This is a genomic window from Serratia sp. BNK-33-b (assembly GCF_048684565.1).
In the GTDB taxonomy this organism is placed as follows: Bacteria; Pseudomonadota; Gammaproteobacteria; order Enterobacterales; family Enterobacteriaceae; genus Serratia; species Serratia marcescens.
This window is the reverse complement of sequence record NZ_JBLQTZ010000001.1, coordinates 4,643,904-4,657,368: the sequence shown is the minus strand read 5'-3', so window position 1 is coordinate 4,657,368 and position 13,465 is coordinate 4,643,904. Positions and strand designations below refer to the sequence as shown.

The following is a 13,465-nucleotide window of genomic DNA, read 5'->3' as shown; positions in this document are numbered from 1 at the left end:
GCTTGTTGACAGATTGGATTGACTGGCTTCAGCGATGAAGCGGGTTGATTAAAACGAATTTGCCTGGCGGCAATAGCGCGGTGGTCCCACCTGACCCCATGCCGAACTCAGAAGTGAAACGCCGTAGCGCCGATGGTAGTGTGGGGTCTCCCCATGCGAGAGTAGGACACTGCCAGGCATCAAATAAAACAACAAGCCTCATGCTTTCGCATGAGGCTTGTTGTTTTGTCTGTTATCTGGCGTTCTGCTCGAGCATGGGCATGCGAAAGGCCCGTCGGGAACGGGCCTTAACGCCGTGTGCGGCGGCCCCGGAGGGGAGAGTCTCAGGATGAGACGAATTGTGTAGGACACTGCCAGGCATCAAACAAAGCCGAAAGCCCTGAACTGACGTTCAGGGCTTTTTGCTGTGCGTAAAACGTAAAAAAGCGCAGCTACGCTGCGCGGTTTTCCCCCTCCTCCTTATTCTCCGCCAGCGAGCCAGAGAAAAGGCCCCGAAGGGCCTTTGATTAGGGTGTGTTTGCTTTTTTCACTTATTATTCGATCAATGCGAGCTGCCCTGGGAGATGCCCAGCCCGGTTTGCGAACGGACAAACTGGGCCCGGAAGCGTTCCCGCTCCTGCTGTCCGGCCAGCGAGCTGTCGGTGATCGAGAACAGCCAGGTGCCGACAAAGGCCACGATCATCGAGAACAGCGCCGGATATTCATACGGATAAATCGGTTTTTCATGGCCGAGGATCTGTACCCAGATTGTCGGGCCGAGGATCATCAGAATCACCGCCGTTAACAGACCCAGCCAGCCGCCAATCATCGCGCCGCGGGTCGTCAAACGCGACCAGTACATCGACAGGATGATGATAGGGAAGTTACAGCTGGCGGCGATGGAGAAGGCCAGTCCGACCATAAAGGCGATATTCTGCTTCTCGAACAAAATCCCCAGGGCAATGGCGACCAGCCCCAATACCACGACGGTGATCTTGGAGACCTTCAGTTCATCGCGCTCGGTCGCCTTGCCGTTTTTAATCACGCTGGCGTACAGGTCATGGGACACGGCCGAGGCGCCGGCCAGCGTCAGGCCTGCGACGACTGCCAGAATGGTGGCGAACGCCACCGCCGAGATAAAGCCGAGGAAGAAGTTGCCGCCAACGGCATTGGCCAGATGCACCGCCGCCATGTTGGTGCCGCCCAGCAGCGCGCCGGTGGCGTCTTTGAACGCCGGATTGGCGCTGACCAGCAAGATGGCGCCGAAGCCGATGATAAAGGTCAGAATATAGAAGTAACCAATAAAGCCGGTGGCGTAGAACACGCTCTTGCGCGCTTCCTTGGCGTCACTCACGGTGAAGAAACGCATCAGGATGTGCGGCAGACCGGCGGTGCCGAACATCAGCGCCAGGCCAAGCGATAGCGCGGAAATCGGATCGGAGACCAGCCCGCCGGGGCTCATGATGGCGATGCCTTTCGGGTGCACCTTTACCGCTTCGGCGAACAGGGTATTGAAGTCGAAGTTCACCGACTTCATCACCATCAGCGCCATAAAGCTGGCGCCCGCCAGCAACAGCACCGCTTTGATGATCTGCACCCAGGTGGTGGCCAGCATGCCGCCGAACAGCACGTACAGCACCATCAGGATACCGACCAGGATCACCGCCACGTGGTAGTTGAGCCCGAACAGCAGCTGGATCAGTTTGCCGGCGCCGACCATCTGCGCGATCAGATATAGCGCCACCACCACCAACGAGCCGCAGGCCGAGAGGGTACGGATCGGTTTCTGCTGCAGACGGTAAGAGGCGACATCGGCGAAGGTATAGCGGCCGAGATTGCGCAGGCGTTCTGCGATCAGGAACAGAATGATCGGCCAGCCGATGAGGAAGCCGATGGAGTAGATCAGCCCGTCATAGCCCGAGGTATAGACCAGTGCGGAGATGCCGAGGAACGAGGCGGCGGACATGAAGTCGCCGGCGATCGCCAGGCCATTTTGCAGGCCGGTGATGCGCCCGCCCGCGGTGTAGTAGTCCTGACGGGAACGAGTGCGTTTGGACGCCCAATAGGTGATGTAGAGCGTGGCGCCGACAAACAGGATAAACATCACGATCGCCTGGATGTTCAGCGGCTGGCGATGCACCTCGCCGCCAATGGCGTCGGCGCAGGCCAGGCCCGGCAGTAACAGCAGCGCGGCGGCGAACAATAAGCGCTTCATTGTTTCACCTCGCGCAGGATCTCTGCGGTGAGGCGATCGAACTCGCCGTTGGCGCGAAACACGTAGATCCCGGTCAAGACGAAAGAGATCACGATCAACCCGACGCCGACCGGGATCCCGCGGGTGATGGTCGATCCGGCGGCGATCGGCGTGCCGAGCCATTGGGGATCGAAGGCGATCAACAAGATAAAGCCGACGTACAGCGCCAGCGTAATCAGCGAAAGCAGCCAGGCGAACCGGCCGCGTTTTCTCACCAGCTCTTTAAAGCGCGGGTTTTCTTCAATCCCTTGATAAATGGTGTCATTCATCAGAGTGTCTCCAGTCGGTATTGAGAGAGTACGCCGCGCCAGGGCCGCTCAACGGCGCGTTATCCGAATGAGCGGCCTGAAGCGGCGTAAATTATGACGGCACTTTCATTGATTGTTTTTCTTCCAACAGCTTGTCGACTACGGCCGGATCCGCCAGCGTGGAGGTATCCCCCAGGTTGCTGGTGTCGCCGGCGGCAATTTTGCGCAGGATACGCCGCATGATCTTGCCGGAGCGCGTTTTGGGCAGCGAATCTGTCCAGTGCAACACATCCGGCGTAGCGATCGGCCCTATCTCTTTGCGCACCCAGTTGCGCACTTCGGTATAGAGCTCCGGCGTCGGTTCTTCGCCGTGATTCAGCGTGATGTAGGCGTAGATCGCCTGGCCTTTGATGTTGTGAGGAATGCCGACCACCGCTGCTTCGGCGATTTTCGGGTGCGATACCAGCGCGGACTCGATCTCGGCGGTGCCCAGACGATGGCCGGAGACGTTCAGCACGTCGTCGACGCGGCCGGTGATCCAGTAGTAACCGTCCTCGTCGCGGCGGGCGCCGTCACCGCTGAAGTACATGCCTTTGAAGGTCGAGAAGTAAGTTTGCTCGAAGCGATCATGATCGCCGAACAGGGTGCGCGCCTGGCCTGGCCAGGAATCGACGATCACCAGATTGCCTTCGCAGGCACCTTCCTGCGGCGTGCCGACGTTATCGACCAGCGCCGGCTGTACGCCAAAGAACGGCCGCGTGGCTGAACCGGCCTTCAGCTCAGTGGCGCCCGGCAGCGGGGTAATCATGAAGCCGCCGGTTTCGGTTTGCCACCAGGTGTCGACGATCGGGCATCTCGCGTTGCCGATCTTGTTGTAATACCACTCCCAAGCTTCCGGGTTGATCGGTTCGCCGACCGAGCCCATGATGCGCAGCGAATCGCGTCGGGTGCCTTCGATCGCCTTGTCGCCTTCGGCCATCAACGCGCGAATGGCGGTCGGCGCGGTATACAGAATGTTGACCTGGTGTTTGTCGATCACCTGCGACAGGCGATTGACGCCCGGATAGTTAGGCACGCCTTCGAACATCAGCGTGGTGGCGCCGCAGGCCAGCGGGCCGTACAGCAGATAGCTGTGGCCGGTGACCCAGCCCACGTCGGCGGTGCACCAGTAAATGTCGCCGTCGTGGTAGTCGAACACATACTTAAAGGTCATCGCAGCGTAGACCAGGTAGCCGCCGGTGGTGTGCAGCACGCCTTTCGGCTTGCCGGTCGAACCGGAGGTGTACAGGATGAACAGCGGATCTTCGGCGTTCACTTCTTCCGGCGGGCAGTCTGCGGAGACGCCCTGGGTCAGCTCATGCCACCACAGATCGCGCCCTTCCTGCCAGTAGCCCGGCTTACCGGTGCGTTTGAATACCACCACGTTGGCCACGCTGATCACGCCGGGATTTTTCAGCGCATCGTCGACGTTCTTTTTCAGCGGCACGGCGCGGCCGGCGCGCAGGCCTTCATCGGCGGTGATCACCAGTTTGGCGTTGGAGTCGATAATGCGCCCGGCGACGGCTTCCGGCGAGAAGCCGCCGAAGATCACCGAATGTACGGCGCCGATGCGCGCGCAGGCCAGCATCGCGACCGCCGCTTCCGGCACCATCGGCATATAGATGGCCACCACGTCGCCTTTTTTAACGCCGAGCTGTTTCAGCACGTTGGCGAATTGGCAGACATCGTGATGCAGCTGTTTGTAAGTCACCTTTTTGGATTGGGTCGGGTCATCGCCTTCCCAGATAATGGCGGTCTGGTCACCGCGCTCGGCCAGATGGCGGTCCAGGCAGTTGGCCGCCAGGTTCAAGGTGCCGTCTTCAAACCAGCGAATGCTGACGTGGCCCGGATCGAACGAGGTATTTTTAACTTTGGTATAGGGTTTGATCCAATCCAGGATTTTGCCATGCTCACCCCAGAAAGCCTCTGGGTCTTGAACCGACTGTTGATAATACTGTTGGTATTGTGCCGGATTAATCAGGGCGCGTTCTGCAATTGCAGAAGGAATAGCGTGTTTATGCAGTTGGCTCATAGCTTTTCTCCTTGAAGTTGTTAATGATATGTCAACTGAAGGTTAAGTATAGTTTGCTACGATTCTTTGTTTCTTTTTTGCGCGGCAGATCACGCAACAAAGATATTGATTTGTAATCGTTCTGTCGCATTTGCAGGGCGTATCTATCTCTTTGGCGCTTAAATCCTCATAAACCCACGTTTTTAACCAAAAACACTTATATAAAGAACAAAAAAGAATAAACCAAAACGGACTCAACTGCCGCGAAATTAATAGATACGATCAGGGCCGCCATTATTTCTCGCTATAAATCTTTTTGGGTTGTTTTTCGCCATTAATATTCTAAGTTGGCATTAGCACGATATAACGATGGACTGCACCGCGTGAAATAACGTTTTATTAACGCTTAATTCCTGATGAAAACTCGGGAAATACCCTGTGGCATTCATCCTGCGGTATCGTTCGATTTTTAATCGAAATATAAAGTGGAGCTGCATTTATGGACGAAAGTGTCACTCGGCCAATTCTCATTTATTTGACTTTTGAGTAACAAAATATAAACATACGATGCGGATTAAATATGCAGAATGAGCGAAAAATAACGCATTTTAATCGCGTTCAAAAAATCGTCGTCGGCGCGGTTATGTACTTCATTATATGAAGAATTATGTTTTTAATAACAAGCAATTATGCCATTTGAAATAGTTACGCGAAATTTTTGTGATTCGATTCAGCGCTCAAGCCTGACAAATCAAGGCTTGCAGAGCATGCCGCCCGGATGATACAGATTTATACTGCGTCGCACCCAGGGCAGGTGAACGCTTCCACTGAATTAACATAAGCCTGTAATAAATGATTAAGTATTCTTTTCGCCGTGTTGCGACTTTGTACGGCGCAAAGAGTCTTTGAGGACTTTTTGGGTATGAAAAGTGTAAAAATTAGCCTGGCTTGGCAAATCCTGATCGCGTTGGTACTGGGTATTATTGTTGGCGCGGTATTGCACAACCAGACCGAATCTCGTGAGTGGCTGGTCAGTAATATTCTCAGCCCGGCGGGTGATATCTTTATTCGTCTGATCAAGATGATTGTGGTGCCGATCGTTATTTCCACGCTGATCGTCGGTATTGCCGGCGTGGGGGATGCGAAAAAGCTGGGCCGCATCGGATTGAAAACCATTATTTACTTCGAAGTGATCACCACGATCGCCATCGTGGTGGGGCTCACCTTGGCCAACGTATTCCAACCTGGCCACGGCATTGATATGTCGACGCTGACCACGGTGGACATTTCGCAGTATGAGAAAACCACCGAACAGGTGCAAAGCGGTTCGCACAGCCTGGTGGCGACCATTCTGTCGCTGATCCCATCGAACGTCTTCTCGTCGATGGCCAAGGGCGACATGCTGCCGATTATTTTCTTCTCGGTGCTGTTCGGCCTGGGGCTGTCGTCGTTGCCGAAAGAGACCAAAGAGCCGCTGCTGAAGGTGTTCAAGGCGGTGTCCGAGAGCATGTTCAAAGTCACCCACATGATCATGCGTTATGCGCCGATCGGGGTGTTTGGCCTGATTGCGGTCACGGTAGCCAACTTCGGTTTCGCTTCGCTGCTGCCGCTGGCCAAGCTGGTGGTGCTGGTGTACTTCGCCATCGCGTTCTTCGCCCTGGTGGTGCTGGGGGCGGTCGCCCGGCTGTGCAACCTGCGCATCTGGACGCTGATCCGCATCCTGAAAGACGAACTGATCCTGGCTTATTCCACCGCCAGCTCGGAAACGGTGCTGCCGCGCATCATCGAAAAGATGGAGGCTTACGGCGCGCCCAAGTCGATCACCAGCTTCGTGGTGCCGACGGGTTACTCCTTTAACCTGGATGGCTCGACGCTGTACCAGAGCATTGCCGCCATCTTTATCGCCCAGCTGTACGGCATCGAGCTGTCGTTGGGGCAGGAGATCGTGCTGGTGCTGACGCTGATGGTGACCTCGAAAGGGATCGCCGGCGTGCCGGGCGTCTCGTTCGTGGTGTTGCTGGCCACCCTGGGCAGCGTCGGCATTCCGCTGGAAGGCTTGGCGTTCATCGCCGGCGTGGACCGTATCCTGGATATGGCGCGCACCGCGCTGAACGTGGTGGGCAACGCGCTGGCGGTACTGGTGATCGCCAAGTGGGAGCACCAGTTCGATCGCAAGAAGGCGCTGGCCTACGAAACGGAGTTCCAGGCGCAGAAGGTGAAGCCGGCCAACCAGGCCTAATCACCGAGTATCGCCGACGTTGAAAACGCCCCAGGCAGTTGTGCCGGGGCGTTTTGTTTTTTATGGCTCTTCAACCTGCCACTTTCTTTTCTCTGCCTTACTGCGCGACTTGCATCCCCGCTTAACAGAATCTAAAGTGTTACCAAATTAATAGAAATGATAATAGATGTTATTATCATTTTCATTTGATGATGTATGGAGACACGCAAAGCCGTTGAACGGTGGGGTTACGCCCGTTCGGCGTCTTTATTCGGGCTTATCAAAGGTAGGTAACATGTCGGACACCGCTTTGGCCTCTGGATGGTTGCCGCTGGCGCCAGCGCAGCTTGATTTCTGGGAAGAACACATCTTGCACCCTGGGCAGACTCTGTCCACCGTCGCACATTGCACCGAACTGTGTGGCGCGGTAGAGGAAGAGACGCTCTGCCGGGCGATCGTCACCACTCTCGCCGAGACGCAGGCGCTTGCCTTGCGCTTTGGTGAGCGGCATGGCGACGCTCCTGCGTCGTTACGTTACGATCCACAGTGCACACCGCCATTGCAACGCATCGATCTGCAAACGCACGGCGATCCCTGGCAGGCGGCGCAAAGCCTGATGCGCGAAGATATCGCGCAGCGCCGGGCGCTGCACAGCGAGCCGCTAGCCGCAGCCTGGCTGCTCAAACTGGGGCCGGAGCGCTACCTCTGGTACGTGCGTGCGCACCATATTCTGGTTGATGGCTTCGGCATGGCCCTGATCGAACACCGCTGCGCCGCGTTATACGCGCACTATCTGGGTGAGGGCAGCGCGGGTATGCCCCTGGGTGCCTTTGACGCCTTTCAACAGGCTGAACTGGCCTACGCTGATTCTGAGCGATGCGCGCGCGATCGGCGCTTTTGGCAGACCTATCTGCCGCCGTCGCAGGCGCTGCCGACGGTGCGCAAGGGCGGTGAGGCCTATGGCGTACGGCGTTTGAGCGCCCACTACCGGCTGCCGGCGGCGGTGTCGCACTGTCTGGCGCAGTTGGCGGAGCGCAGCGGCATCAATTGGCCCGACTTGCTGGTGGCGCTGTCGGCGGCCTGGCTGTTTCAGGTGATGCCGCGCTGTACCCGGCAGGGCGATACGCTGCCGATGTGGATGCCGGCGCTGAATCGCCGTGGACAGGCCGCCACCAACGTGCCTTCGCTGGCGGTCAACACTCTGCCGCTGCTGGTGTCACCACCGCAAGCGGAGACGCTGGGGAGCTTTCTCACCACGCTGACGCAGCAACTGCGCGAGCTGCGCAGCCACGGCGGCTACCGCCTGCGCCAACTGGCCGCCGATCGCGGCGTGGATCCGGACTCGCGCTTCTTTATTTCCCCTTTCATCAACGTGCAGCCCTTCGATACGCCCCGTTTTACCGGCTGCAGCGGTACGCGCAGCGTATTGGCCGGCGGCTCGGGCGACGGTTTCAACCTGACTTATCGCGGCCGCACCGACGCCCGCGATCTGCAGGTGGATATCGATATCTATCTGGAGCAGTTTCCGACGGAGGATGCGCTGGACTATGGCGAGGCGCTGCAAGAATTTCTGTTGCGTGCGCTGCAGCGGGAAGCCTGGGAGCAACCGCTGGCGGCCCTGACGGCGTTGCCCGCCTGAGAAAGTGCGGGCGGGAGGATGCTCCCGCCCGAGTGGTATGGCTTCAGCTGGCCAGCAACGCCGCCACTTCGCGCGCGTTCTTGCACGGCAAGAGCGAACTGCTTACCAGACGGGTGCCGAAAGCGTCATTGAGGCGTGCCGCCACCTGTTTGATATGCGGCAGCTTCAGCCCCATGGCGATAAACGCCGTCTCTTCCCCCCATTCCGGGCGCGGCGTCACGCCGATCGCCTGCCAGTAAATGGTCAGGATCTCTGTGCTGCGCGCCAGCGGCGCGTTTGGCGGCGGGGCCGCGCAGGCGTTTAACGCCGGCGCGGTTTGCTGGTGGCTCAGGTCGGCGCGGATGCGATGGCGATCGGTTTTACCGTTGGCGGACAACGGCAGCGCCTCGGCATGGATAAAGCGCGTGGGAATATGGGTACAGGGCAGATAGCCGGTGGCGAAGGCGCGGATCTCGGACAGCGGCAGCGGTTTGCCGTCGCGGGTCAGATACAGGGCGCCGAGCGCCGCCTCGTTGTTCTCTCCGCTGGGATAATCCACCACCACCATATCCAGGATCGCCGGATGGCGGCGCAGCACGTCTTCGATTTCCGGCAGCGAGACGCGCACGCCGCGGATCTTCACATAGCCGTTCACTCGGGTGGCGAACATGATGTTGCCGTCCGCACGGTAGTAGCCCTGATCGCCAGTGCGGAAAGCGCGCAGCGGTTGTCCGTCCGGCCCTTCGAGGGTGATGAAATCGTGCTGCCTCAGCTCACCCTGCTCCAGGTAGCCCAACGCCAGGTTGACCCCGGCGGTGTGAATGCGGCCGACCACGCCCGCCGGGCAATGGCTGCCGTCGTCATGGCAGATGAAATAACGGTTGGCGGGCAGCGGGCGGCCGTAAGGCACAGTGCCGCTCTCCTGCGGGGCGATCGGGTGCCAGATGCTCCAAATGGTGGTTTCGGTCGGCCCGCCAAGCGAGAACAGCGCAAGATCCGGGCGCAGGGTTCGCAGGGTTTGCACCGTCGCCGGCTTGATGTAGTCGCCGCCCTGCGCCACCAGGCGCAGCGAACGCAGGCTGTCGGCCGTTTTGCAGGTGAGCAGCATCTCCAGAATGGCCGGCACCGAACACCACAGACTGACCCGATGTTTTTCCACCAGCTGGTTCCAGCTGATGGCGTCCTTTTCCTGATGCGGCGCCGGCAGCACCAGCGTAGCGCCGGCGCACAGCGAACCGAACAGATCGAACATCGACATGTCATGGTGCGGCGGCGTGACGGAAATGAACACGTCGTCGGCGGTGACCGCCCAGCGCTGCTGGGTCTGGTGGATAACGTTGGCGGTGGCGCGGTTGTTGAGCACCACGCATTTGGGCTTGCCGGTGGTGCCGGAGGTATACAGGTAGTAGCTTGCGGCCAGGCTGGCGCTGCGTTCCACCAACGTCTGTTCATCCGGCAGCGCAGGCGCGCGATCCGTCGGCGCCAGCAGGATCGCCGGCGTCACGCCGATCGGCGTCTCCAGATCGCCGCCGTGCACCACCAGCGTTGGCCGGCAGTTCTCCAGCAGGTAGGCGGTGCGTTCCGGCGGTGAGTTGATGTCGATAGGCACCCAGATCACGCTCTGCAGGGCGCAGGCGAGGCTGAAGATGATCTGTTCTGGGCTGCGCGGCAGATACAGCGCCACCACGTTGCCCGGCTGCACGCCGCGGCTCTGCAGGTGGGCGATTGCCGTGGCGATCCGCTGGCCCAGTTCGCGGTAGGTCAGCGTCTGCTCGCCGCAGATCAGCGCATTGCCGCCGTTTTGCGCGCCAAACAGCCGCTCGGCCAGCTGCGCCAGATAAGGGTAAGGCGCGTAATTCGCTTCGCTGTCGTTGTGGCGGTAATGCGCCAGATCGATGAAGTCCCGCGGCGCGATCGCCAGGTCGGCCCGTTGGCAACTGTGCAGGATGCGTCGCTGCAACGCGGCTAGCATGGCTTCTACCTGCTCGCCGTGCAGCGCCTGTTCGGCGTAGTCCACGCACAGCTGCAGATTTTTTTCGCTGTCCAGCGTCAGGCGAATGTCGATGGCGACCTGCGGCGTTTGGGTCAGGCCGTCGTGGAAGCGCACCGGCGCCTCGGCCGGCAGCGTTTCCCAACCCAGGCAGTTGGTCAGGATCACCGGCAGCGCCGGGCCGCCCTGGCTTTGGCCGAGCAACTGCCGCGCCAGATCGACGCCGGAAAACGCCAGGTGGTCGAGCGCGCCGAGCACATCGTCCTGCAGGGCTTGCGCGCGCTGAATAAAATCTTCGCCGTGGCGGGAATAGCGCACCGCCACGAAGCTGGAGGCGTTGCCCAGGGCGCCGTCGGCGGCGGGGAACGCCACCGGCACCCCGACGCACAGCTCGCCATCGGTGGTCCAGTGGGCCAGCGTATCGAGGATCAGCGCCGACAGCAGGCTGTTGCGCAGCAGCGCATGCGGCGATCCCAGGCGGCCAAGCTGTTTTACCGTATCGCGCGGCAGCGTCAGGGTGGCGCGGCGATAGCGTGATGAGGTGAGATTGGCGAGTGGGGCGCGCCACGGCAGTGCCGACGGGGTGGTGACATCCTGCAGCTTTTCACGCCAGTAGGCGGCATCGGCCTGGCGCTGCGCCGCCGATGCGGCGGGGGGCGGCAGTGCGGCGGCGGTCGGCGCCAGAGGGCGATCGTCGAACAGGCGCGCGATCACGGTGGAGATACCCTGGCCGTCGAGGATCAAGGCATCGAAGCTGGTGAAGATCAGGGTATCGTACGGCGATCCCGTCGGATCCTGCTGTTCGGCAAGTTGGATCACGGCGATGCGCCACAGTGGCTGGCTCGGATCGTGGCGCTGGTGGGAGTAGCGATCGCGCAGCTGTTCAGTCTGGCGCTGCGCCGCTTCGCCATCAAGGGAGCGCAGATCGTGGCGATCCAGATGCAGCGTCACCTCTGGGCGTACGTGCTGCGTGGCGCGCTGCACATCGATGCAGGTGCGCAACGCCGGGTAGTGCTGTACCAGCTCGGCCAGGCGCGCTTCAAGGCGCGGTACATCCCGCTGCCGGGTGCGGTATTCGCGAAAGTCGTGCATCGCCACGCCGCCGAGCGGCCATCGATCGCTGCGGCCCAGAAGGTAGGCCTGCTGCAGTGCGGTTAATGGTGTCTCCATGGTACTTCCCTATAGTCGCTAACCGATTAAAACGAGCCGGGCGCCGTGCGCCCGGAAACCGATCTCAGTGCTGCGGCGCCAGCGCGGCGAGCAGCGTTTTCGCATGCTTTCCTGCCTCTGGCGACCGTTGGCAGATCAACGCCGCCAGCGCAGCCGGGGAGGGATGCGCCGTCAGATCCTGCGCCGTCAGCGCCGCCGCCAGATACTTGTTGAGCACTGTCAGCAGCGCGTTCACCCCGGCATCCGGCAAGGCCAACCGGCGGATATCGTCGTGGTCGCGCAAGTCGGCCTTGGGAGCCACCCGCGCCAGCAGCCGGTGCAGCACCTGGCGCACCGGCGCCTGCTGCGCCAGCGCGTCGGGCGTGCATTGCGCCAGCAGCTGCGACAGCGGGCGATCGAACGCCCCCGCTTGCCGCGCGGCCAGGTGCAGCAGCGCCCGGTAACAGGCCAGCAGGCGCGGCAGCACCTGCTCGGGGAACGCGTCCAGCCGCACGTCCCAGTTGATCAGAATACCGTCGTCGACATGGGCGACCTGCGCATCCAGCGCCACCTGCGGCCCCTGAGAGATCACCCAGCCGAGACGGCCGAAGGTGTCGGTGACCCGTTCGGAAAACAGCGTTTTGCCGCGGATGCCGAAACCGGCGGTAAACACCACCGGCGAAGGTTGCAGGCTGCCGTGCAGGCGCGACAGATCGCGCATCACGCTGACGCCGGGGTAATCCGCATGCTCGATCAGCTCCGCCAGCTGCGTCATCAAGCGTCGGCAGAAGGCGTTCAGGTTTTCCGTCGGGTTCAGTTCCACGCCGAGCAGCACCAGGTTAGAGAAATCGCCGATGAGGCGATGTGCGTCCTCCCGTTCGCTCTCGCGGTGGAACAGCGGCACGTTGAGCCGGAAGCGTGTCATGTTCCAACCCTGGCCGACGGCCAGCGCGAACAGCGCCAGAAACAGCGTCGAGAGGGAGGTGTGATGCCGTTTCGCGACGTTTTCCAGCGCGCGGCTTTCTTCTGCATTCAGCTGTATGGCCAAACGATCGCTGCGGCAACGGTCCGGCGTGCGCAGCAGGCGCGGCGCCGGCGGCATCTGTGCCAGGCGTTCACGCCACCAACGCTGGCCGCGTTCGCGCCGTTGGCGCAGCGCCACGTCGGCGTCGCGTCGTTCGAGGTGATCGAAGTAGGCCGGCGGCGCGTCATGGGCTGGGGCCGCCGGACACTGGTGATAAAACGCCGTCAGATCTTCCATCAACAGGCGAAAGCTCATGGCATCGCCGGCGATCATGTCGAGATCGACATGCAGGCGGCTGCGTCCTTCCGGCAACAGGCTCAGGCTGATATCGCAGGGAACGCCCTGTTCCAGCGGCAGCAACTGGGTGCTTTTCGCCTGGCGTTTGGCGGCGAGCGCGGCCGCCAGCGTTGCTTCATCGGCATGTCGCCAGTCGTCGAGATGCAAGGTATGTCGGGGGCCGGGAGGCGCGATCGTCTGCCGGCCATCGTCGGTAATGCGCAGGCGCAGCAGCGGATGACGCAGGTACAACGCCTCGACGGCCTGGCGCAGCCGAGCGATATCCAGCTCGCCGCCGTCGAACTCCGCATACAGATGGGCGGCCATGCCGCCCAGAGGGGGAGCGGACTGTCGGCCAACCCAATAGGCGGCCTGCATCGTGGTTAACGCTTTCATCGGGTATCCATTTTGATTCAGCCAACGAGACTGCAAGAATATATCCAAATGTTAATAGGAATGAAAATTATTATTATTTGATCCATTTGGCGCACGGGTGCTATCTATAAGGCGTTTTAGCGATGCCGGGCAGAGAGGGCGTTGGGTGTGAATAATTTATCTATATTATTCTTAGCATTGAAATGATTGCTTGTTATTGCAGCGCTTGTTTTTCCTGCGAAAGTATAAGGTTTTCTGGCGGTTATCGTGGCCGCTCTCACACC

The 13,465-nt window shown here is 60.3% G+C and carries 7 protein-coding genes and 1 rRNA gene; 3 read left to right on the top strand and 5 right to left on the bottom strand.

Annotated elements, in window-relative coordinates:
* Positions 1 to 62: 62 nt before the first annotated feature.
* Positions 63 to 178: ribosomal RNA gene (gene rrf / locus ACMGGK_RS22535) — 5S ribosomal RNA — on the top strand.
* A 363-nt stretch (positions 179 to 541) separates the two neighbouring features.
* On the opposite strand, the gene actP is transcribed toward rrf, so the two are convergent.
* The 3 genes from actP to acs form a co-directional block, all read right to left on the bottom strand.
* Positions 542 to 2,194, bottom strand: coding sequence for a cation/acetate symporter ActP (gene actP / locus ACMGGK_RS22530; protein ID WP_193843206.1), 1,653 nt, complete (start codon positions 2,192 to 2,194; stop codon positions 542 to 544).
* A complete protein-coding gene (locus ACMGGK_RS22525; protein WP_004930047.1) occupies positions 2,191 to 2,502 on the bottom strand; it encodes a DUF485 domain-containing protein in 312 nt (103 codons plus the stop codon). The genes actP and ACMGGK_RS22525 overlap by 4 nt, the downstream gene beginning before the upstream one ends.
* A gap of 91 nt (positions 2,503 to 2,593) precedes the next feature.
* Entirely contained in the window at positions 2,594 to 4,552 is a 1,959-nt protein-coding gene (gene acs / locus ACMGGK_RS22520; protein WP_164053953.1) for an acetate--CoA ligase, read from the bottom strand.
* A gap of 901 nt (positions 4,553 to 5,453) precedes the next feature.
* On the opposite strand from acs, the gene gltP reads away from it, so the two are divergent.
* Both gltP and ACMGGK_RS22510 read left to right on the top strand, forming a co-directional pair.
* Positions 5,454 to 6,770, top strand: coding sequence for a glutamate/aspartate:proton symporter GltP (gltP, locus tag ACMGGK_RS22515; RefSeq protein ID WP_420277286.1), 1,317 nt, complete (start codon positions 5,454 to 5,456; stop codon positions 6,768 to 6,770).
* Between the two features lie 274 nt (positions 6,771 to 7,044).
* A complete protein-coding gene (locus ACMGGK_RS22510) occupies positions 7,045 to 8,388 on the top strand; it encodes a condensation domain-containing protein (RefSeq protein WP_420277285.1) in 1,344 nt (447 codons plus the stop codon).
* Between the two features lie 43 nt (positions 8,389 to 8,431).
* Here the strand turns inward: ACMGGK_RS22510 and ACMGGK_RS22505 are convergent, their stop codons facing one another.
* Positions 8,432 to 11,527 carry an amino acid adenylation domain-containing protein gene (locus ACMGGK_RS22505; protein WP_420277284.1) on the bottom strand — a complete coding sequence of 1,032 codons (3,096 nt, stop codon included), beginning with the start codon at positions 11,525 to 11,527 and terminating at the stop codon, positions 8,432 to 8,434.
* Positions 11,528 to 11,591: 64 nt separating this feature from the next.
* Positions 11,592 to 13,202 (bottom strand): condensation domain-containing protein, encoded by a 1,611-nt coding sequence (locus tag ACMGGK_RS22500; protein ID WP_420277283.1) that lies wholly within the window; start codon positions 13,200 to 13,202, stop codon positions 11,592 to 11,594.
* Between the last annotated feature and the right edge of the window lie 263 nt (positions 13,203 to 13,465).

Coding starts and splice junctions, on each gene's coding strand:
- actP (WP_193843206.1), bottom strand. CDS start 2,194: ATGAAGCGCTTATTGTTCGCCGCCGCGCTGCTGTTACTGCCGGGCCTG.
- ACMGGK_RS22500 (WP_420277283.1), bottom strand. CDS start 13,202: ATGAAAGCGTTAACCACGATGCAGGCCGCCTATTGGGTTGGCCGACAG.
- gltP (WP_420277286.1), top strand. CDS start 5,454: ATGAAAAGTGTAAAAATTAGCCTGGCTTGGCAAATCCTGATCGCGTTG.
- acs (WP_164053953.1), bottom strand. CDS start 4,552: ATGAGCCAACTGCATAAACACGCTATTCCTTCTGCAATTGCAGAACGC.
- ACMGGK_RS22505 (WP_420277284.1), bottom strand. CDS start 11,527: ATGGAGACACCATTAACCGCACTGCAGCAGGCCTACCTTCTGGGCCGC.
- ACMGGK_RS22525 (WP_004930047.1), bottom strand. CDS start 2,502: ATGAATGACACCATTTATCAAGGGATTGAAGAAAACCCGCGCTTTAAA.
- ACMGGK_RS22510 (WP_420277285.1), top strand. CDS start 7,045: ATGTCGGACACCGCTTTGGCCTCTGGATGGTTGCCGCTGGCGCCAGCG.